This window comes from Micromonospora zhanjiangensis, from assembly GCF_042650605.1.
Classification (GTDB): domain Bacteria; phylum Actinomycetota; class Actinomycetes; order Mycobacteriales; family Micromonosporaceae; genus Micromonospora_J; species Micromonospora_J zhanjiangensis.
Genome location: NZ_JBHSBN010000001.1, coordinates 301,649 through 319,993, shown reverse-complemented (window position 1 = coordinate 319,993; position 18,345 = coordinate 301,649). Strand labels below are relative to the sequence as shown.

Sequence of the window (18,345 nt, the reverse complement as noted above, 5' to 3'; positions counted from 1 at the left end):
AAAGTTCACAAAGGGTAATGATCGACGGATGGGAATTGCCGGAGACTGTGGTCCCGGTAACCGCCGGACCCCCCGCGACCGCCCGCACCACGGGCGACCGCCGCCTCGGAGGTGACCCCCACATGCCTCGTCGATTCCGCACCCTGCTCGTCGGCGGCGCACTGGCGCTGGCCGGCGTGCTCGGCCTCGGCTCCCCCGCGCTCGCCGTACCGGCCGACAAGCCGGCCGTGCTGTCCAGTTGGACACAGACCACCGCCAGCAGCTTCACCAGCTGGAACGCGGCCCGCGGCAACCAGTCGGCCTGGGCCGCCTACGCCTTCGACTGGTCCACCGACTACTGCTCGTCCAGCCCGGACAACCCGCTGGGCTTCAACTTCAAGCTGTCCTGTGCCCGGCACGACTTCGGCTATCGCAACTACAAGGCCGCCGGCCAGTTCGGCGGCGCCAAGGCCCGCCTGGACAGCGCGTTCTACGAGGACCTCAAGCGGGTCTGCGCCACCTACAACGCGGTGGTCCGACCGGCCTGTCTCTCGCTGGCCTGGACCTACTACCAGGCGGTGAAGAACTTCGGCAGCGTCGCGGTGAGGCAGGCCGACCTGGACCGGGCCGCCACGCTGAAGGCCGAGGCCGAGCGCCGGGCCGCACCGGCCGTCCGCTGACCGAGCGCACCCCGGCCGGGGGCGGACCTCCCCCGGCCGGGACCCGAACTCACTGCGGATCCATGCCGGCGAACCGGATCGAGCCGGCCGACAGGTCCGGGTGCTCGACGGCCAGCGCCACCGTCACCGCCTCCTCCAGGCGCAGCTCCGCGCCTTCCGCGTAGGCCCCGTCGAAGGCCTCGTCGCCGAGCACCGCGCGCAGCGCCGCCTGCTCCTCCGACCAGTACGGGCCGTAGATGCCGGGTGAGCAGCGCAGGGCCGACCGGGTCGCCTGCGCCGCCCCGAACAGCCGGGCGGCGAGCACCGGATCACCGCCCCAGGCGCACCGCACCGCGATGGCCTGGAGGGTGTCGCAGGCCCGGCCGTGGAAACCGTGGCTCATCCGGGACCGCAACGCCACCACCAGGTGATCGTGCGCGGCCACCAGGTCGCCCCGGGTCAGCGCGACCATGCCGAGCAGCATGTCGACCGAGCGGCGCCCCCGCTCGGCCGGTCGGGCCGCCTCGCTCGGCCGGGCCCGGCCGAGCAGCTCCGCCGCCTCGTCGAGGACGCCGCGCCGCCACAGCAGCTCGGCCAGCCGGTAGATGGCGAACAGGCCGTCGCCCGGCACGCCCGCCTCCTCGGCCCGGTCGATGACCTCCCGGCAGACCCGCTCGGCCTCGGCGAACTGGTCCATGTCCACCAACGACCCGGCCCGACCGGCCAGCACCCGGGCCAGCAGGCCGGCGTCGCCGGCCCGCCGAGCCGCCGCCTCCGCCCGTTGGGAGAACCGCATCTCCTCGGCGAACTCACCGTCGGCCCCCGCGTGCAACGAGTGCATGTGGTACGCCGCCGCCAGCTCGGCCTCCGGCACCCGCTCTCCGGTCTCGGCGATCCGGCCGTACAGCCGGAACAGCCAGAGCCGGCCCTCTCGGGCCAGGCCCCGCTCCCGCCACCACTGGTCCAGCCCGCCGGCGAGTTGCAGCCCGCTGCGGGCGCTGCCGCCGGTGACGGTCCACCGCAACGCCGCCCGCAGTTCGTCGGCGAGCGGGTCCAGCGCGTACAGCGACAGGGTCACCGGCCGGTCGTCCGGACCGAGGTAGGCCCGTCGCAGCGCGTGCAACGACCAGGCGAGGTGCCGGTCCCGGGCGGTCTGCTCCTCACCGGCCTCGACCAACCGCCGGGCGGCGTACGCGCGGATCGGGTCGAGCATCCGGTACGTGCTCCCGGACGCGTGCGGCTCCACCTGGAGCATCGACTTGTCGACCAGCACCGACAGCGGGTCCAGCGGATCGTCGTCGAGCAACCATTCGACGGTGGCCAGGTCGACCGGGCCGGAGAACACCGCCAGCCAGCGCAGCAGCCGGGACGCCCGGGGCCCGAGCGTGCGGTACGACCAGGTGACCGTCGCCTCCATGGTCACGTGCCGCTGGGTCGCCGAGCGCTGGACCGCCCGGGCGGCCGGCGGCGGCGCACCGCCCAGCGCGGCGGCCGCCAGGTCGACGGTGTCGTGCTGGTTGGCCACCCACCGCCGACCGGCCGCCGGAGCGGGCTGCGCGGCCTCCCGCCCGGCGTCCAACGCGCCGAGCACGTCGTCCAGCCGCTCGGCGAGTTGGCTGGCCGACAACACCCGCAGCCGGGCGGCGGCGAGTTCGATCGCCAGCGGCAGACCGTCCAGCCGGGCCACCACCCGTTGCAGGTCCGCGGTCTCGGTGGCACCGGCGTCCCGGCCGCCCCGGGCCGCGGCGGTACGGTCGAGCAGCAGGGCGATCGCGTCACTGGGACCACCGGCCGGATCCGGGTCGGCCGACAGCGGCGGGATCCGCCACACCACCTCGCCGGGCAGCCCGAAGGACTCCCGGCTGGTGGCCAGCACCCGTACCCCGCCGCCGCCGGTCAGCAGCCGCGCGATGAGTTCCGCCGAGGCGGCCGGCTGCGCGTCACAGGTGTCCAGGACGAAGAGCATCCGACGGGACGCCGCGTACTCGACCAGGGTGTCCACCATCGGCCGGCCGGGTTCCGGGCGCAGGCCGAGCACGGCGGCGACGGCGAAGGCGACCAGGCCGGGATCGGTCACCGGCGCGATGTCCACGAACCAGACCCCGTCCGGATACGACTCGACGACGCCGGACGCCAGCTCGACCGCCAGCCGGGTCTTGCCGGCACCCCCGGCGCCCACCACGGTGACCAGCCGGTGTGCCTTGACCAGCCGGTCCAGCGCGGTCCGTTCGGTACGCCGACCGACGAACGAGGTGATCTGGGTCGGCAGGTTGTGCGGAACGGCCTCGGCGGTACGCGGCCGGGGGAACTGCCGCTCCAGCCCCGGCGCGACGAGTTGGAACAGTCGTTCCCGGTCGTCGAAGCCGCGCAACCGGTGCAGCCCCAGGTCGAGCAGGGAGGCGCCGTCCGGCAGCGGGGCCGCGTGCCGGGCGGTCGCGCCCGAGCAGAGCACCTGACCGCCGTGCGCGGCGGCGGCGATCCGCGCCGCGCGGTGCACCTCGGCGCTGGCGTACTCGCCGGCGAGGGGTTCCGCGTGGCCGGTGTGCAGGCCCATCCGGACCCGGGGCACCGACTCCGGGGTGGGCCAGTCATGACCGGCCAGCGCCCGCTGGGCGGTCAGGCAAGCGTCCAGCGCGGCGGAGGCGTCGGCGAAGGCGACGAAGAACGAGTCCCCCTCGGTGAAGAGTTCGGTGCCGTCGCTCTCCGCCAGGGTGGCCCGCAGCAGCCGGCGGTGCTCGCTGAGCACCGGCCGGTAGCCGGAACCGAGCATCTGGGCGAGCCGGGTCGAGCCCTCGATGTCGGTGAACATGAAAGTGACCAACCCACTCGGCAAATGGATCCGTGCCGACATGCGTGGAACCTCCGCCCCTGGAAGTCGCGTTCATGCTGTCGCACAACCGCGGGCTGGCGCATCGTAGGAACGGATGGCGAGGGGCCGTCCCAAGGTGCCAATCGGTGATCGCGAGAAGATCTCGGCAGACCGGGTCATCCGCACTGATCAGGCTGGAAGCGACACCTTAGGAGAACACGGGCACCCCGCGATCAGCAACCACACCCGCCACCGCAGCAGCCGCCGCCCGCCGGAGCGGGCGGACCGGTCGGACCGGCCGAACCGGCACCGCGACCGGTGACCGCGACCGTGGAGAGGAGTTTGACGGTGTCGTCGTGCCCCTGTGGACAGGCGGCGGGTGACGACGCGTCGGCCATCGGCCGACTGACTTCGAAGGTGTCGCCGCAGGCGCGGCAACGGAATTCGTACCGGGGCATGGCACCAGGGTACGGCCCGCCGACGGGTCGATGTCGCACTCCGAGTCCTTCCGCCGGTCGGCCGTCGTGCCCGGGGCGCGCGGCCCGCGCCGTCGGAGTGGATGGGTAATACTCGACGCGTGGCGGACGGCGAGGAGACCCCGAAGACTCGGAAGTTGCGTCCGGCGGCGCCGGCGATGGAGGGACCGCTGGCCAGTTCCGGGGCGGCGCCCGACCGGTCGTCCACCGAGGACCGGCCGGTCGTACCGGCCCAGCGCAGCTACCCGCCCCGGCACGCGCGCCGGCCGGACCCGGCGGACGCTCCCGACCCGGCGAGTGCCGCCGAACCCGCGGACGGCCCCGAACTCGCACCGGGCCGGACCGGAACCGACCCGCGGCCCGACGAGGCGCCGACCGAATCCACCGATACCCCGACCGGCGGCTCGGACGCCGCCAGCACGACAACCCTTCCGGACGCCGACGGAACGGCGACCGGGCGGGACGGCGACAAGACGCCCACCGCGCCGGACGGCGACAAACTCGCGTCGGGGCCGGACGCCGACAGGACCGCCGTCGAACCGGCGGCCGGGGAGCCCACAACCGGGTCGGACGTACCGGCGGGGCGGAGGCGGCGGTTGGTCGGCACCGCGCGCCGGCTGGCTCCCACGCCGCGCAACCTGGCGGCCGGCGCGGGCGCGGTGCGTGCCTGGTCCGGTCGGCCGAGCGGCCGGCTCGCCCTGCCGGCCGCGATGTTGCTGGTGCTGGTGGTCGCCGCCGGCGCGGCCGGCGCCGTGCTGGTACCCACGGCCGTCCGGGCGCCCCGACCGGCCGCCGCCGGCACCGCCTCGCCCTCTCCCGACCTGCCGAGCCCGGCGCCGCCGACGCCGACGGCGCCGATCGGACCGGACGGACCGGTCGGCACCCCCACCCCCGGCCTGCCCGGTGCGGGCGCCGGGCGTCCCGCCGACGTGCTCGCCGACTGGGCCCGCCAGGTCGGGACCCGGGCCGGCATCCCACAGGTGGCGATGCAGGCGTACGGCTACGCCGAACTGGTCCTCGGTCAGACCAAGCCGCAGTGCCGGCTGACCTGGACCACGCTGGCGGCGATCGGGCAGGTCGAGTCCAATCACGGGGCCGTGCGGGGTGGCCGGTTGTCGCCGGACGGGCTGGCCGACCCGCCGATCATCGGGCTGCCGCTGGACGGTACGGGCGGCCGGCAGAAGGTGGCGGACACCGACCTGGGCGCGCTGGACGGCGATCCGACCTATGACCGGGCATTAGGGCCGATGCAGTTCATTCCGGGCACTTGGCGCACCAGCGGCGTTGACGCGGACAACGACGGGCAGAAGAACCCGCAGAACATCTACGATTCCGCACTCGCCGCCGGTAACTATCTGTGCAGCGGTGACCGAAATCTGTCGGTCGCACAGGACTGGTGGAACGCTATCCTGTCCTACAACGACGTGCAGACTTACGCCGAATCGGTGTATCAGTTCGCCAACGTGTACGGATCAAGGAGCCGCACTTAGCGTAACGGCGTCCACACATTGCCGAACTGGCCACTTTCGCCTGGCCAAAGATGGCGGCAAGCTGTACAGGTGATGGTGCGCGAGTGGGATTCCCGTACCGCGTCTTCCGCGGAGATTGATTCGCTGCTGGATACGCTCAACGCGGTCCTGGCGACGGATCTGCCGGGCGACCCGCCGTGGCACAACAGCTCCATGCGGGAGTACCTCTCCGAGGTGATGCCCGGTGAGCGCCGGATCTCCTGGATCGCGCAGGAGGAGCCAACGTCCCCGGACGGGACCGGCGAGGTGGCCGGCCACATCCAGGTCCTGCTGCTCGGCGACATCGGTGTGATGGAGGTCGTCGTGCACCCACGGGCCCGACGACGAGGGCTGGGCAGGCAGCTGGTCGCGACCGCCGCCCGACGGGTCTACCACGAGGGCTTCAGCTCGATCGGGGTCGAGGTCGTCGGCGGCACGCCAGCCGTCGGCTTCTACGAGTCGCTCGGTTTCGTCCGGGAGTTCGTCGAGACCCGCAGCGTGCTGCGGCTGTCCAAGGTGGACTGGGCCGCCGTCGGCGAGATGGCCGGAGGCATCGCCGCCGGCTACCACCTCGAATTCCACCCGGGCGGGCCGCCGGAGGAACTGCTCGAGGCGTACGCCCGGGCCAAGGCCGCGGTGCGTGACGTCGACGACGGCGACCTCGACCTGCGGCCCAGCTCGTACGATCCGCAGCGGTTGCGCGACAGCCTGGACTGCCTGCACCGCCGCGGCATGAAACCGTACATCGTGCTGGCCCTGCACGAGCGGTCCGGCGAGGTGGCCGGCCTGACCGAGGTCGTCGTGTCGGCGCAGCACCCCACCCGGGCCGACCAGTACGACACGATCGTCGCCCAGGAGCACCGCGGTTACGGCATCGACCGGGCGATCAAGGCGCGGATGCTGCTGGAACTCCGGTCGGCCGAGCCCGTGGTGTCCGCCGTGCAGACCTGGAACGCCCAGGCCAACGAGGCGATGATCAAAGTCAACGCCGACCTGGGCTACGAGCCCGACCGGGAGTGGTGCGAGTACGGCGTCGACGTGGCCGAACTGGTGCACCGCCTGGACACCGCCACCGGCTGACCGACCGAACCCGACCGCCCGCGGTCAGTAGTTCCGGCGCAGCAGGTGGGCGGCCTCGACGGCCCAGTAGGTCAGGGTGATCTGCGCACCGGCCCGCCGGATCGACGTCAACGTCTCCAGGATGACCCGTTCCCGGTCCAGCCAGCCGTTGGCGGCGGCGGCCTCGACCATCGCGTACTCGCCGGAGATCTGGTAGGCGGCGACCGGGACGTCCACCGCGGCCCGGACCGCGGCGACCACGTCCAGGTAGGGCAGCGCCGGCTTCACCATCACCATGTCGGCGCCCTCGGCGACGTCCAGCTCCACCTCACGCAGCGACTCCCGCAGGTTCGTCGGATCCTGCTGGTAGGTGCGCCGGTCGCCCTCCAGGCTCGACTCCACCGCCTCGCGGAACGGACCGTAGAAGCCGGAGGCGTACTTCACCGCGTACGCCAGGATCGAGGTGTCCTGGTGCCCGGCGGCGTCCAGCGCCCGGCGTACCACGCCGACCTGGCCGTCCATCATGCCGGACGGCCCGACCACGTGGACCCCGGCGGCGGCCTGGGCGACCGCCATCTCGGCGTACGCGGCCAGCGTCGCGTCGTTGTCCACCGTGCCGTCCTCGGCGAGCAGGCCGCAGTGCCCGTGCGAGGTGAACTCGTCCAGGCACAGGTCGCTCATCACCACCGTGGCGTCGCCGACCTCGCCGACCACGTCCCGGATCGCGACGTTCAGCACGCCGTTCGGGTCGATCCCACCCGAGCCGGTGGCGTCCTTGGCCGTCGGCACGCCGAACAGCATGATGCCGCCGACCCCGGCCTGCGCCGCCTCGGCCGCCGCCTTGCGCAGCGAGTCGCGGGAGTGCTGCAGCACCCCCGGCATGGACGCGATCGGCCGCGGCTCGGACAGCCCTTCCTTGACGAACATCGGCAGCACCAGCTCGGCGGGTGACAACCGGGTTTCCGCGACCAGCCGGCGCAGCGCCGGGTTGCGCCGCAGCCGGCGGGGCCGGATCTCGGGGTACGGCATGAGGGAAACCTCCGTGTGGACTACCGGAACCGGAGTGCGGTCGGCCCCTGCACCTTCGAGCCGCGACGCTGCTTCGCCGGCATGCTGGCGAGCTTCTCCCGCAGTTCCACCGCGTACGACGCGAGCGCCTCCACCAGGTCGGGTACCGACGCCTGGCTCGGCTCGACGTCGACCCGCAGGCCGAACTCGGTGGCGGTCTCCGCCGTCTTCGGGCCGATCACCGCTACCACGGTACGCGCGTGCGGCTTGCCGGCGATGCCGACCAGGTTCCGGACGGTCGAGGACGAGGTGAACAGCACCGCGTCGAAACCACCCGACTTGATGGCGTCCCGGATGTCGGCCGGCGGCGGCGCCGCGCGGACGGTCCGGTAGGCGGTCACGTCGTCGACCTCCCAGCCGCGCTCGGTGAGCCCGGCGGCGAGGGTCTCGGTGGCGATGTCGGCGCGCGGCAACAGCACCCGACCGACCGGGTCGAGGATCTCGTCGTGCGGGGAGAACTCGGCCAGCAGTCCCTCGGACGACTGCTCACCGGCGGGCACCAGCTCCGGCTGGATGCCGAAGGCGCGGACCGCCCCGGCCGTCGCCTCGCCGACACAGGCAATCTTGACGCCGCCGAAGTGCCGGGCGTCCAGGCCGTGCTCGGCGAACTTCTCCCAGACCGCGCGGACGGCGTTGACCGAGGTGAAGATGACCCAGGCGTACCGGCCGTCGACCAGGCCCTTGACCGCCCGTTCCATCTGCGCCGGGGTGCGCGGCGGCTCGACCGCGATGGTCGGCACCTCGCACGGGATCGCCCCGTACGCCCGCAGCCGGGCGCTCATCACGCCGGCCTGCTCCTTGGTGCGCGGGACCAGCACCTTCCAGCCGTACAGCGGGCGGTTCTCCCACCAGCTCAGCTTGTCCCGGGCGGTGACGCCGGCGCCGACGGTGAGCACGACCCGGCCGGTGAAACCCAGCGCCGCGGCGACGAAGCTGTCCACGCTCGACGTGGTGGTGTACTGCGTCTCGCCGGTGCCGTCGCCGGTCACGCCGACCGCCGTCGCGCCGTCGACCCCGGCGGCCAGCAGACCGTCCCGGACCGCCGCGAGGTCACCGGCGTCCACCGCCAGCGCCAGCGTACCGCGGGCCACCGCCGCGGCGAGGGCCTCGAAGTCCAGCGTGGCGACGTCGTCGACGTCGGCCGCGGTGCGCACCCCGGGCAGCGGCACGCCGGCGTAGCTGGCCACGCCCTCGGCCTGGCCGACCCCCGGGATCACCTCGAACGGCACGGCGGTGCGGGCCACCGCCTGCACCTCCTTGACCACCGTGTCGTGCCCGAACGGGTCCCCGGCGACCAGGTGCACCGCCGCCAGGCCCGAGCGGGCCGCCGACAGCAGCACCTTCGCCACGTCACCGGGGGCACCCTCGGCGGGGCTGAACTGGGCGTCGGAGCGGGCTTCGGCGCGGATGGCGTCGAGCAGCCCCTCGGGGACGCCCCGGTCGAAGACCACCTGGTCCGCGTCGACCAGGGCGTCGTGCGCCCGACGGGTCAGCAGGCCAGGGTCGCCGGGGCCGGCCCCGACGAACGCGATGTGGCCTGCGGGCTTACGGGTGCGGGTCATTCTGTGCTCCCAAATTGCTGGGTCCTCGTGCCGGGCCCACCGGGCGGGCCGAGGATCGAGTCGGCGCCGAGTTCGAGGAGTTCGGCGGCGAGTGCCTTGCCGATCTCCGCCGCGTCGGCGGGCGTACCGGTGCGGGACAGCCGGATGTCTCGCGAACCGTCCGGGCTGATCACCGCCCCGCGCAGGTAGATCTCTTCGCGGTCGTCGCCTTCGGCGAGTTCCGCGTAGGCGGCGACCGGGGCACTGCACCCGGCCTCCAGGGTGGCGAGCAACGCCCGTTCCGCGGTGACCGCGGCCCGGGTCGGTGCGTGGTCGAGCAACGCGAGCTGCTCGACCAGGTCCAGGGCGTCGATCCGGCACTCCACCGCGAGGGCACCCTGGGCGGGCGCGGGCAGCATCAGCATCGGATCGAGCGTCTCGGTGATCTCGGCGGTACGACCCAGCCGGGCCAGCCCGGCCCGGGCCAGCACCACCGCGTCGAGATCCGCGTCCGCACCCAGCGCGCGCCGGATGCGGCTGTCCACGTTGCCGCGGATGGGTTGGGCCGTCAACTGGAGCCCGAGCGCGTTCAGTTGGGCGATCCGGCGCAGCGCCCCGGTGCCGACCGTGGCACCGGGGGGCAGCTCCGCCAGGGTACGACCGTCGCGGGCGACAAGCGCGTCGCGCGGGTCCTCGCGGGGCGGTACCGCGGCGATGTGCAGCCCACCCTCACCGCCGGTGGGCAGGTCCTTGTAGGAGTGCACGGCGAAGTCGATCTCGCGGGCCAGCAGGGCGTCGCGCAGCGCGGAGACGAACACGCCGACACCCAGCCGCTGCACCGGCGCGCTGGACCGGTCGCCGGCGGTGATCACCTCGACCAGTTCGACCTCGCGGCCGGTGGCGGCCCGGACGGCGTCGGCCACGTGGCCGGACTGGGCCATCGCCAGGGCGCTGCCCCGGGTACCCAGTCGCAACGGGGCGCTCATCGGTCACCTCCAGAGGGCCGGTGCGACCCGGCCGGCGCGGAGAGGTCCGGGACGACGTCGGCCGCCCCCGCGGTCGGCGGCACGTCCAGGTCGAACAGCTCGCGCAGCAGCGCGGCGTACTGGTCGCCGCCGGGTTCGGCGGCGAGCTGCCGGACCCGTACGGTCGGCGAGTGCAGCAGTCGTTGCACCACCCGGTGCACGGTGCGGGCCACCTCGGCCCGCTGGTCGTCGGTCAGCTCGGGGCGCCGGTGGTTGAGCCGGCGCAGCTCGGCGGTGACCACGTCCTCGGCGCGGCTGCGCAGCGCCGCCACGGTCGGCGCCACGTCGGCGCCGCGCAGCCAGGTGGTGAACGCCTCGACCTCGGCCAGCACGATCTGCCGTACGGCAGCGGTGTCGGCGGCGGCCGGTCCGTCGGCGAGTCCGGCGGCCAGCCCGTCGATGTCGACGACCACGACGCCGGGCAGTTCGGCGACCGCCGGTTCGACGTCGCGCGGCACCGCCAGGTCGAGCAGGACCAACGGTCCGGACCGGTGACCGGACCGCTGCGCCAACGCCGGGCCGACCGTCTCCCGGGTGAGCACCGGCGTGGTGGACCCGGTGGCGGTGACCACCACGTCCACCTCGCGCAGCGCCGCCGGCAGTTCGGCGATCGGCAGCGCCGTCGCGCCGTACGTCTCGGCCAGCCGGACCGTCCGGTCGGCCCCCCGGCTGGTGACGGTCAGCGGCCCGACGCCGAGTCGGGACAGGGTGGCCACGGACAGCGCGCCCATCGCGCCGGCACCGATCACCAGCGCCGGCCGGCCGGGCAGCCCGTCCGGGAAGTGGCCGGCGGCGACGTCGACGGCCGCGCTGACCACGCTCTGGCCGGCCCGGTCGATACCGGTCTCGGCGTGCGCCCGCTTGCCGACCCGCAGCGCCTGCTGCATCAGCTCGTGCAGCAGCCGGCCGGCGGCGTCCACCTCGGTCGCCGCGTGGTACGCGTCGCGGAGCTGACCGAGGATCTGCGCCTCGCCGACCACCATCGAGTCGAGTCCGGCGGCCACCCGGAAGGCGTGCTCGACGGCGGCGCCGTCGTAGTGCACGTAGAAGTGGTTGGCCAGGCTGGCCGGCTGCTCCCCGGCGTGCGCGGCGAGCACCGCGCAGATGTCGCCGAGCCCGCCGTGGAAGCCGGAGACGGCGGCGTAGACCTCGACCCGGTTGCAGGTCGAGACCACCACCGCCTCCCCCACGTACGGCTGGGCGAGCAGCCGGTCCAGGATGCGTGACTGGTCGACGGGTGCCACCGCCAGCCGCTCCAGTACGGAAACCGGAGTGGTGCGGTGGGACGCGCCCACGACGATCAGGTTCACGAGCCGACCGCCTCCTGGGTGCCGGATGAGCCGAGCCCGCCCCCGCCGAGCCGGTTCGGGATCGCGGCGATGCCCGCTCCGGGGGTGTCGGGCAGTGCCGTCAGGGACGCCTTGCGGTGCTCGTGGAAGGACAGTATCTGCAGCTCGATCGCGAGGTCGACCTTGCGCACGTCGACCCCCTCCGGAACCGAGAGTACGCACGGGGCGAAGTTGAGGATGCTCGTCACACCGGCGGCGACCAACTGGTCGGCGACGGTCTGGGCGGCCCGGGCCGGGGTGGCGATCACGCCGATCGCGATCGATTCCTGTGCGGCACAGGCCGGCAGTTCGTCGATGTGCCGCACGGTCAGCCCGTTGATCTGCTCGCCCACCCGGCCCGGGTCGGCGTCGAACAGGGCCGCGATCCGGAAGCCCCGGGTGCCGAAGCCGGCGTAGCCGGCCAGAGCGTGACCGAGATTACCCACGCCGACCAGGGCGACCGCCCGCCGCTGGGTGAGCCCGAGCACGTATTCGATCTGCTCGACCAGCAGCGCGACGTCGTAGCCGACCCCCCGGGTGCCGTACGAGCCGAGGTGCGACAGGTCCTTGCGCAGTTTCGCCGAGTTCACCCCCGCCGCCGAGGCCAGGCCCTCGCTGGAGACGGTGTCGTGACCACTCTCCGCGAGGTGGTGCAGGGCGCGGAGGTACTCGGGGAGCCGGGCCACTGTCGCCTCCGGGAGGTCCGGAAGTGCCGGGACGACACCGGGGCTGCCGGACGCGCCTGCGGGGCGGTGCTGACTCATATGACTCCGTGCGATGCGATCCTCGACCAGCCAGACCGGCGGGCCGCTGTGGGACGCCCGCCGACAACCGCTGTGACCGGCTGTGCTAACGGGGCTCGTCGGAGTTACAGAGTAGGCGCTTGTGAAGGCGTGCACAAATCGCGATCTTGATAAATCGCTGCCCACTCCCACCAGGTGCTCCATTTCAAAGATCGTTTAGTCGGCCGTCCCGGGCCGCTGGCGATTATTGCTCAATTCCGACTTCTTCGGCCAACCCGGCGAGTCGTACCCGTCGATCTTGGTTCCGGTGCGGGCGGCCCGTGCAGCGCCGACCCGCCGGCCGCGGCCGTCCGATCCGGTGGTGCCAGCCCTACCCATAACATGCCGGCCGACCGGATGGGGATCTCCGGCGGCATTGCCTACCGTCGTCACCATGACCACCGTCACCACGCCGGACCCCGGCCCCCAGCACCCCGGCATGATGCGCCAACTCGGCGCCGATTCCGGGTACGTCCTGCTCGGCCTCCCGCTCGCCCTGGTCAGTTTCGTCGTCGTGGTCGTGGGCCTGGCGGTCGGCCTGGGGTTGGTGGTCACGGTCGTCGGCCTGCCGATCATCGCGGGCGTGCTGTACGTGGCCCGCGGCTTCGCCGACCTCGAGCGGCTCCGGTTGCCCGCGGTGCTGCGCCAGCCCCGGGTCCGCCCGCGGTACCTCGCCGCGCAACCGGGCGCCACCGCCTGGCGCCGGATCTTCGTCCCGATCACGGACTCCCAGTCGTGGCTGGACGTCGCGCACACCGTCCTGCGGCTGCCGATGGCGGCCATCGCCTTCGTGATCACCGTGGTCTGGTGGGCCGGCGCCGTCTGCGGCTGCCTCTACTGGGCGTACGACTGGGCGCTGCCGCACTCCCCCGGCAACGGCGAGTTGAGCGGGCTGCTGGGGTTGGGCGACTCGGCCGGCGCCCGGATCGGCCTGAACAGCGCGTTCGGGGTGTTCTTCCTGATCACCCTGCCGATCGTGGCCCGGGGCTGCGCCCTGTTCCAGGCCGCCGCCGGCCAGGCGCTGCTGACCGGCGTGGCCGAGATGCGCAACCGGATCACGGTCCTCGAGGAGCAGAAACGCGCCGCCCAGTCCGCCGAGGCCACCGCGTTGCGGCGACTCGAACGTGACATCCACGACGGACCGCAGCAGCGGCTGGTCCGGCTCGCCATGGATCTCGGCCGGGTCCGCCACCAGCTGACCAGCGACCCGGAGGCCGCCCGTCGCGCTCTGGACGAGGCGGTCACCCAGACCCGCGACACGCTCGCCGAGTTGCGCGCGCTGTCCCGCGGGATCGCGCCGCCGATCCTGGTCGACCGGGGCCTGCCCAGCGCGCTGGCCGCCCTGGCCGCCCGGGGGATCATCCCGATCGAACTCACCGTCGATCCGGAGTTGGGCACCTCGGCCGGCCGGTTGGAACCCGGCGTGGAGAGCGCGGCCTACTTCGTGGTGGCCGAGGCACTGACCAACGTCGCCAAGCACAGCCGGGCGACCGCCTGCGGACTCACCGTGCGGCGAGCGGTCGACCGGCTGGTCATCGAGGTGGCCGACGACGGTGAGGGCGGCGCGCACCTGGCCAAGGGCCACGGCCTGGCCGGCATCGCCGACCGGGTACGGGCGGCCGGCGGTACCCTCTCGGTGGACAGCCCGGTGGGCGGTCCGACCTTGATCCACGCCGACCTGCCCTGCTGACGAACCGACTGGACGACTGGTGGACCTACCAGCCATGCGCATAGTGATCGCCGACGACGCCGTCCTGCTGCGGGAGGGCCTGATCCGACTGGTGACCGAGCAGGGTCACCAGGTGGTCGCCGCGGTCGGTGACGGACCGGCCCTGGTCGAGGCCGTGGTGACGCACCGGCCCGACGTGTCCATCGTCGACGTCCGGATGCCCCCGTCGCACACCGACGAGGGGCTGCGCGCCGCGGTCGAGGCCCGCCGGCTGGTTCCCCGTTCGCCGATCCTGGTGCTCTCCCAGTACGTCGAGGTGTCGTACGCGGACGACCTGCTCGCCACGGTCCGGCCCAGCCGCGGCCAGAACGCGGCCGGCGGCATCGGCTATCTGCTCAAGGACCGGGTAGCCGACGTCGGCGAGTTCCTGGACGCGGTGGACCGGGTCGCCGCCGGCGGCACGGTGCTCGATCCGGAGGTGGTCGGCCAGTTGTTGGTCCGGCGCCGCCGGGACGACCCGTTGCAGCAGCTCACCCCGCGCGAGCGGGAGGTGCTCGGGCTGATGGCCGAGGGCCGGTCGAACACGGCGATCGCCCGCGCCCTGGTGGTCAGCGACGGTGCGGTCGAGAAGCACGTCCGCAACATCTTCACCAAGCTCCAACTGCCACCCGACGACGAGCAGCACCGCCGGGTGCTGGCCGTCCTGGCCTACCTGCGGGCCTGAGCCGGGTCGGTCGACCCGCCCGACCCCCGCCGGGTGCGCCGGCCGCTGGCCGCGCGGTCGCTACCGGAATGCGGGCCAGTGCTCCGGCCTTCAGGCCGGGGTGAAGGCCCGCGCTGGGAGGGCCGCCAAGGCCCGAGCAGTGCCGTTGACCGTGGTACGGTCGAAACGGATCCGGGCGATAACCAAGCCCGGGTCCAAGCACGAAACGTCGCCGCTGGGCTTGCGGAGACGGAAAACGCCTGTGGAGCGCGGGTAAGACCGAGACTCGTCCCGGCACCGCGCGGTGAAACAGGAACCCGCCCGGACGCTGCGCGTTCCATGCGCAGCGTGGAGGGAATCCCCGCCATTCATGGCGTTGGAGGAAGTCAACGCAGGGTGGCGGCCAACCGGACGGCCTCGGTCAGGGTGTCGGCGACCGGGTGTCCGGCCGCGCGCAGCCGGTCCGGATCGGTGAACCCGCCGGTGTAGAGCACGCACCGGGCACCCGCCGCCGTGGCGGCGTCGGCGTCGTCGATCGAGTCGCCGATCAGCACGGTCGACGCGCCGTCCACCCCGATCGCCGCAAGGTGCTCGGCCAGATGCTCGGCCTTCGGGCCGCCGCCGAGGCTGGCCCGCAGGCCGTCCACCCGGACGAACTGTTCGGTCAGTCCGTAGCCCGCCACCGTCGGCACCAGTTCGTCATGGAACCACATGGACAGCAGCGACTGGGTGCCGGTCCAGGCGCGCATCGCGGTGACGGCGTCGTCGGCCAGTTCGCAGTTGGTCAGGCCGATCCGGTACGCGTCATGGAAGATCTTGTCGAGCCGGCCGAACTCCTCGGCGTCCACCGCCCGGCCCAGCACCTCGGCGTAGTAGTCGGAGACCGGCCGGCGGAACCGTACCCGGTGCTCCTGTGCCGAGACGGTGACCGACCCGACGCTGGCGAACGCGGCGTTGGTCGAGGTCACCACCAGGCTGAGGTCGTTGAGCAGGGTGCCGTTCCAGTCCCAGACGAGGTGGTCGCGCGCGGAGGTCACCCGGGCACCCTACGCCCGTCCGGCCGGGCGGCGGGAACCGGTCACCGGCCGCCGTGGGGCGCGGTCAGATCGCGCAGCAGCCGGTCCTCCTCGACCCGCCAGTAGCCGTGTTCCCGACCGTCGAGCAGCACCACCGGCAGCCGGTCGCCGTACTCCCGTTCCAGCTCCAGGTCCCCGGTGACGTCCACCTCCACCCAGCGGTCGCCGGTCACGGCGACCACCCGGTCAATCGCCTCCCTGGCCACCTCGCACAGGTGGCAGCCGGGCCGGGTGATCAGGGTCAGCCGCGGGTCACCGGGCATCGGGCACCTCCGTGGGCTCGGTCGCCGGCCCGCCGACCGGCATCGCGGGAGCATCGGCCGGTCCCGGGTCGCCGGCCGGTCCCGGGGCGCCGGTCGTACCGGTCCGGAGCATCGTCTTGCGGACCTTGCCGATGGCCGAGTGCGGCAGTTCCGCCACGAACTCCACGGCCGTGGGGCACTTGAACCGGGCCAGGTTGCGCTCGCAGTGCTCCAGCAACTCCTCCGCACCGACCGCGGCGCCGGGCACCCGGACGGCGTACGCCTTGACGGTCTGTCCGGTGTACGGGTGGGGGATACCCACCACGGCCGACTCGGCGATGCCCGGGTGTGCCTCGATCGCCAGTTCGACCTCGTGCGGATAGACGTTGAAGCCGTTCACCAGGATCAGTTCGCCCAGCCGGTCGACCAGGAACAGATCGCCGTCGGCGTCCGCGTACGCGATGTCGCCCGTCGCCCACCAGCCCGCCGGGTCGGGACCGCCCCGCCCGTCCGGCCAGTAGCCGGAGAACAGGTTCGCGCCACGCACGACGATCTCGCCCGGGTCGGTGCCGGCCGACTCCAGGTCGAGGTAGGGCTCGTCCGGGTCGTCGTACCCGGGACCGGTGTCGGCGCCGGCCCAGACGGTCTCCCCGGCGGCGGCGACCAGGCGGACCTCGACACCGGGAATCGCCCGGCCGATCGAGCCGGCCTTGGCGACCGGACTGACCAGCGTCGAGGTGAGCACCGGGGCGGTTTCGGTCAGTCCGTAGCCGACGAAGACCGGGTGCCGGGTCGCCTCGGTGAACCGGCTCGCGGTGCTGTTCTCCAGCGGCGCCGCGCCGCACACCGCCACCCGGACGGTGGCCATCGCCTCGTCGAGGTCCGGCAGCAGGGACCAGCCCAGGAACATGGAGGGCACGCCGACCAGCACCGTGACCTGATGCCGGGCGATCACCGACAGCGCCTCGCCCGGGTCGAACCGCTCGACCAGGACGCCGCAGGCGCCGTGGTACGCGACCGCGCCGAGCCCGCTGTTCAACCCGTACGCGTGGAAGAACGGCAGGGCCAGCAGGGCGGTGTCGTCCGAGCCGAGCACCGTCGGTTCGATCCGGTCGATCTGTTCGTGGTTGGCCAGCAGCGCGCGGTGCGACAGCATGGCGCCCTTCGGCCGGCCCTCGGTGCCCGAGGTGTAGAGCAACAGGGCCAGTGCCTCCCGGTCAACCGGGACCGGCTCGGCCCGGACGCCGTCGACGCCCGTCGGCAGACTGCCGAGCACGGTGGTCAGGGCGGGCAGCTCGGACCGCAGCCCGGCGACGACGTCGCACACCCGGTCCGTGCCGATCAGCACCGACGCGCCCGAGTCGGACAGCACGTGGCGCAGTTCGGGCGGGGTGAAGCCGGGGTTCACCGGCACCGCGACCAACCCGGCCCGCAGGATGGCGAAGAAGGCGACCGCGAAGTCGGGCGAGTTGGGCAGCGCGACGGCGATCCGGGCCGGGTGGTCCCCGGTCGGCGGCGCGTGGGCGGCCAGCGCGGCGGCCACCCGGTCGACCGCGTCGTCCAGCTCGGACCAGGTGATGGTCCGGTCGTACCAGATCAGCGCCGGACGGTCGGGCCGGTCGAGCGCGGCGCGGCGGACCCGGTCGGCGAGCGTCCGGTCCGGCTCCGCGGCGGGAACACCAGGTCGTTGCTGCACGGTCGCCGAGTCTGGCACAGCCGGTCCGCCCGCGCCGCCCGCGACCCGGGGGTGGCATTCATCGGCAATTTGCACTTCGTTCGCCGCCGGCTCTCGACGGGTGCCGGATCCCGGCGGTACCGTCGATGGGACCGGGGTTTGAGCCAGGGACGGCGACCACCGAGGCATCGATAGCTACCGTTCCCGACACGCCGGGGAGCCGCGCCGCTCCCCCGGCGTTTCGTGCTCCCCCACGCTGGTAAAACTCTCCATTTTGCCGACTGTCCGGCATCCGACAACGCACAAAGCGTGCGGCGTCCCCGCGTGAATTCGGGAAAAACTTTGGCTCTGTGTAATGGACCCACCACACATGGGTGACGTTGGCCCTATCATCACTCGGGTCGGCCCACCCGGCTTGGCGTGAGTCGACACCCCTCAGCCCGAGGAGGCCGCCGTGCCTGTCAGAGCACTGCACCAGCACCTCATGGGTGCGTGCCGCCGGCCGGCACGCCCCACCCCCGCCGTGGGCCAGTACGCCCACCGGGGACCACGCCGCTTCGCCGCCACGGGCGGGACCGGCCAGCCGGTCCTGTCCGGAGGCGGTCCGGTCGGGGAGGGCCTGTGACTTCACACGTCTACGGTGACGGTCTGATCAACGGTGAGGTGCCGGCCGCGCGCCGGCCACTCGGCGAAGGGCTCGGCCAGTTACGCGCGTCGGTCGACGACATGGTCAGCCTGGCGGTGCG

Annotated in this window: 16 protein-coding genes; 6 read left to right on the top strand and 10 right to left on the bottom strand. The window is 73.2% G+C overall.

All coding sequences use genetic code 11. The features are described from left to right. Window positions 1–122: 122 nt before the first annotated feature. Window positions 123–659: a phospholipase gene (locus ACFOX0_RS01500; protein WP_377541547.1), complete on the top strand. Its 537-nt coding sequence runs from the start codon at window positions 123–125 to the stop codon at window positions 657–659. 49 nt (window positions 660–708) lie between these two features. Here the strand turns inward: ACFOX0_RS01500 and ACFOX0_RS01495 are convergent, their stop codons facing one another. Both ACFOX0_RS01495 and ACFOX0_RS01490 read right to left on the bottom strand, forming a co-directional pair. Next, a complete protein-coding gene (locus tag ACFOX0_RS01495; protein WP_377541546.1) occupies window positions 709–3,489 on the bottom strand; it encodes an ATP-binding protein in 2,781 nt (926 codons plus the stop codon). A 191-nt stretch (window positions 3,490–3,680) separates the two neighbouring features. After that, complete coding sequence (locus ACFOX0_RS01490) at window positions 3,681–3,905, bottom strand: FmdB family zinc ribbon protein (RefSeq protein ID WP_377541545.1); 225 nt, start codon at window positions 3,903–3,905, stop codon at window positions 3,681–3,683. A gap of 119 nt (window positions 3,906–4,024) precedes the next feature. Between ACFOX0_RS01490 and ACFOX0_RS01485 the strand changes: the two genes are divergently transcribed. Beyond that, window positions 4,025–5,413, top strand: a complete 1,389-nt coding sequence (locus ACFOX0_RS01485) for a lytic transglycosylase domain-containing protein (RefSeq protein WP_377541544.1) — start codon at window positions 4,025–4,027, stop codon at window positions 5,411–5,413. Between the two features lie 72 nt (window positions 5,414–5,485). After that, window positions 5,486–6,511 carry a GNAT family N-acetyltransferase gene (locus ACFOX0_RS01480; RefSeq protein WP_377541864.1) on the top strand — a complete coding sequence of 342 codons (1,026 nt, stop codon included), beginning with the start codon at window positions 5,486–5,488 and terminating at the stop codon, window positions 6,509–6,511. A gap of 24 nt (window positions 6,512–6,535) precedes the next feature. Here ACFOX0_RS01480 and hemB read toward each other — a convergent pair whose 3' ends face one another. Genes hemB through ACFOX0_RS01455 form a run of 5 tightly spaced genes read right to left on the bottom strand, consistent with a single transcriptional unit; the run spans window position 6,536 to window position 12,216 of the window. Then, on the bottom strand, window positions 6,536–7,519 hold the full coding sequence (gene hemB, locus ACFOX0_RS01475) for a porphobilinogen synthase (RefSeq protein ID WP_377541543.1): 984 nt from the start codon (window positions 7,517–7,519) through the stop codon (window positions 6,536–6,538). A gap of 20 nt (window positions 7,520–7,539) precedes the next feature. Then, window positions 7,540–9,120 carry a bifunctional uroporphyrinogen-III C-methyltransferase/uroporphyrinogen-III synthase gene (locus ACFOX0_RS01470; protein ID WP_377541542.1) on the bottom strand — a complete coding sequence of 527 codons (1,581 nt, stop codon included), beginning with the start codon at window positions 9,118–9,120 and terminating at the stop codon, window positions 7,540–7,542. Next, on the bottom strand, window positions 9,117–10,085 hold the full coding sequence (gene hemC / locus ACFOX0_RS01465) for a hydroxymethylbilane synthase (protein WP_377541541.1): 969 nt from the start codon (window positions 10,083–10,085) through the stop codon (window positions 9,117–9,119). The genes ACFOX0_RS01470 and hemC overlap by 4 nt, the downstream gene beginning before the upstream one ends. Beyond that, window positions 10,082–11,434, bottom strand: coding sequence for a glutamyl-tRNA reductase (locus tag ACFOX0_RS01460; RefSeq protein WP_377541540.1), 1,353 nt, complete (start codon window positions 11,432–11,434; stop codon window positions 10,082–10,084). The genes hemC and ACFOX0_RS01460 overlap by 4 nt, the downstream gene beginning before the upstream one ends. Beyond that, window positions 11,431–12,216, bottom strand: a complete 786-nt coding sequence (locus ACFOX0_RS01455) for a redox-sensing transcriptional repressor Rex (RefSeq protein ID WP_377541538.1) — start codon at window positions 12,214–12,216, stop codon at window positions 11,431–11,433. The genes ACFOX0_RS01460 and ACFOX0_RS01455 overlap by 4 nt, the downstream gene beginning before the upstream one ends. A gap of 412 nt (window positions 12,217–12,628) precedes the next feature. Here ACFOX0_RS01455 and ACFOX0_RS01450 point away from each other — a divergent pair, with 412 nt between their 5' ends. Together ACFOX0_RS01450 and ACFOX0_RS01445 are read left to right on the top strand one after the other, a co-directional pair. After that, complete coding sequence (locus ACFOX0_RS01450) at window positions 12,629–13,924, top strand: sensor histidine kinase (RefSeq protein WP_377541537.1); 1,296 nt, start codon at window positions 12,629–12,631, stop codon at window positions 13,922–13,924. 34 nt (window positions 13,925–13,958) lie between these two features. Next, window positions 13,959–14,627 (top strand): LuxR C-terminal-related transcriptional regulator, encoded by a 669-nt coding sequence (locus ACFOX0_RS01445; RefSeq protein ID WP_377541862.1) that lies wholly within the window; start codon window positions 13,959–13,961, stop codon window positions 14,625–14,627. 365 nt (window positions 14,628–14,992) lie between these two features. On the opposite strand, the gene ACFOX0_RS01440 is transcribed toward ACFOX0_RS01445, so the two are convergent. The 3 genes from ACFOX0_RS01440 to ACFOX0_RS01430 are packed head-to-tail and all read right to left on the bottom strand — an operon-like array spanning window position 14,993 to window position 17,620. Continuing rightward, complete coding sequence (locus tag ACFOX0_RS01440) at window positions 14,993–15,643, bottom strand: HAD family hydrolase (RefSeq protein ID WP_377541536.1); 651 nt, start codon at window positions 15,641–15,643, stop codon at window positions 14,993–14,995. A gap of 41 nt (window positions 15,644–15,684) precedes the next feature. Further along, window positions 15,685–15,945 carry a glutaredoxin family protein gene (locus ACFOX0_RS01435; protein ID WP_377541535.1) on the bottom strand — a complete coding sequence of 87 codons (261 nt, stop codon included), beginning with the start codon at window positions 15,943–15,945 and terminating at the stop codon, window positions 15,685–15,687. Continuing rightward, window positions 15,935–17,620: an AMP-binding protein gene (locus ACFOX0_RS01430; RefSeq protein WP_377541534.1), complete on the bottom strand. Its 1,686-nt coding sequence runs from the start codon at window positions 17,618–17,620 to the stop codon at window positions 15,935–15,937. Before ACFOX0_RS01430 ends, ACFOX0_RS01435 begins: the two co-directional genes overlap by 11 nt. Window positions 17,621–18,053: 433 nt before the next feature. Here ACFOX0_RS01430 and ACFOX0_RS01425 point away from each other — a divergent pair, with 433 nt between their 5' ends. Continuing rightward, window positions 18,054–18,224, top strand: coding sequence for a hypothetical protein (locus tag ACFOX0_RS01425; protein ID WP_377541533.1), 171 nt, complete (start codon window positions 18,054–18,056; stop codon window positions 18,222–18,224). Window positions 18,225–18,345: the final 121 nt, after the last annotated feature.

What these genes read in the sequence shown, in the direction of transcription:
- ACFOX0_RS01490 (WP_377541545.1), bottom strand. Translation starts at nt 3,905, where the DNA reads ATGCCCCGGTACGAATTCCGTTGCCGCGCCTGCGGCGACACCTTCGAA.
- ACFOX0_RS01450 (WP_377541537.1), top strand. Translation starts at nt 12,629, where the DNA reads ATGACCACCGTCACCACGCCGGACCCCGGCCCCCAGCACCCCGGCATG.
- hemC (WP_377541541.1), bottom strand. Translation starts at nt 10,085, where the DNA reads ATGAGCGCCCCGTTGCGACTGGGTACCCGGGGCAGCGCCCTGGCGATG.
- ACFOX0_RS01495 (WP_377541546.1), bottom strand. Translation starts at nt 3,489, where the DNA reads ATGTCGGCACGGATCCATTTGCCGAGTGGGTTGGTCACTTTCATGTTC.
- hemB (WP_377541543.1), bottom strand. Translation starts at nt 7,519, where the DNA reads ATGCCGTACCCCGAGATCCGGCCCCGCCGGCTGCGGCGCAACCCGGCG.
- ACFOX0_RS01470 (WP_377541542.1), bottom strand. Translation starts at nt 9,120, where the DNA reads ATGACCCGCACCCGTAAGCCCGCAGGCCACATCGCGTTCGTCGGGGCC.
- ACFOX0_RS01445 (WP_377541862.1), top strand. Translation starts at nt 13,959, where the DNA reads ATGCGCATAGTGATCGCCGACGACGCCGTCCTGCTGCGGGAGGGCCTG.
- ACFOX0_RS01480 (WP_377541864.1), top strand. Translation starts at nt 5,486, where the DNA reads ATGGTGCGCGAGTGGGATTCCCGTACCGCGTCTTCCGCGGAGATTGAT.
- ACFOX0_RS01435 (WP_377541535.1), bottom strand. Translation starts at nt 15,945, where the DNA reads ATGCCCGGTGACCCGCGGCTGACCCTGATCACCCGGCCCGGCTGCCAC.
- ACFOX0_RS01500 (WP_377541547.1), top strand. Translation starts at nt 123, where the DNA reads ATGCCTCGTCGATTCCGCACCCTGCTCGTCGGCGGCGCACTGGCGCTG.
- ACFOX0_RS01455 (WP_377541538.1), bottom strand. Translation starts at nt 12,216, where the DNA reads ATGAGTCAGCACCGCCCCGCAGGCGCGTCCGGCAGCCCCGGTGTCGTC.